The sequence below is a fragment of the Aerococcus sp. L_32 genome (genome assembly GCF_050689315.1).
The window spans coordinates 1-1627 of record NZ_JBOEQF010000426.1; the positions used below are offsets into that span (position 1 = coordinate 1).

General features: G+C 40.9%; 1 protein-coding gene. It reads right to left on the minus strand.

The genetic code is table 11. The annotated features are described in order from the left end of the window. Positions 1 to 1446: ABC transporter ATP-binding protein (locus tag ACRCJ0_RS13610; protein WP_431390770.1), on the minus strand; the 1446-nt coding region annotated here is incomplete at its 3' end. Positions 1447 to 1627: the final 181 nt, after the last annotated feature.

Here is a 1627-nt window from a genome sequence, read left to right on the forward strand (position 1 = left end):
CCGTTGTTTTTGCCCTCCTGATAAAGACACCCCACGTTCCCCGACTTCCGTTTGGTAGCCTTCAGGGAATTTCATGATGTCTTCGTGGATATCCGCTACTTTGGCATAGTGAATGACCTCTTCTTCAGATAGGTTTGGATTCCCAAAACGAATGTTTTCTAAAATCGTATTTGAAAACAGGAAATTCGTTTGCGGTACATATCCGATTGCTGAAGATAGTGTATTTAGACTGAAATCTTTGATATCTTTGCCGTCATAGGTAATTTGACCTTCGTATTGGTCATAATCACGCATCAACAACTTGAAGATTGTCGTTTTGCTAGACCCAGTACGACCAACTACACCAAGCATATTGCCCTCTTTCAGGTGAAAACGCGTATCCGATAATTTCGTCCGGCCATCATCTGGGTAGGCAAATTTCTGAACGTCAAAATGGATATCCCCTTGAATCGGCGTTGTAATAGCTTGATCAGCTTCAACGATAGCCGGCTGCTCGTTCAATAATTCAGACACCCGGTCCCACGATGCGTTACCACGCTCAAGCGTATTGACTAGGTGACCGACCGCAATTAAAGGCCAAGCCATCATAGACAAGTAAGAAATGTAGGCAATCAAGTCACCGACTGTTATCCGACCGTTTTGGATAAAGTAAGTCCCAAAGAAGATGGTCAATACATAAGTTAAACCAGTGATAATCTCAATCATTGGCGTGTAAGCCGCATCTGCTTGGTAAACTTTACGGTTCATTTCGACAACCTGGTCTGTTTTTTCAACGAAGTCTTGGTAGTAGTCTTCTTCTTCACCGAACGTTTTGATGACTTTCATCCCAGAAACATTTTCTTGGACTTCGTCATTTAAACTTGAAAAAGCTTCAAGCGATTTACGGAACCGCTTGTTAATGATTCGACCTAGAACACGAGCCACCACAATTAGAATTGGGAATGGCAGAATAGTCACTAGGGTTAATTGCCAGTCGATTAAGACAAACATAGAGAACAAGGTCACGACTGAAATGGAGATAGAATCCGTTAAGGTCAGAATCCCCCCACCAGCAACAAAACGCAAGGCCGCTAAGTCGTTTGTGGCATGGGCCATCAAGTCACCCGTACGATATTTATGGTAAAAGGTAGCGTCCATTTTTGTAAAATGACTAAACAAACGATTACGCATAATTGATTCTAGTAAAGTCGAATTTCCAAAAATAATTGTCCGCCAACCGTAGCGAAGTACATACATAATAATAGCCAATATTAAAATAAGGCCTGTTTGAGTGATTAATAATTGCCCAGTTAAAGAGCCTGCTGACAACTGGTCAACCATATTCCCTACAATTCTAGGGGTCATAGCTGATAGAATCGCACAGGTAACCAATGCCGTTATCCCAAAGGCATAGCTCTTCCACCGCAATTTAAAAAACCAACCCAATTTTTTAAAAATTGAAAACATTTCTTCCCTCCTAAATAAATTCTCACCTATTATCTAACAAATATTGACCAATTGCGAAAATTAACACCCGCATATAGATAAAAAATTTGATTAGACAACGAAACAGCCTCCGTATGCCTTATTAGCTACGGAGGCTATTGTTGATATTAAGCGCTTGGTGGCGCTTTAATCTCATCATTTA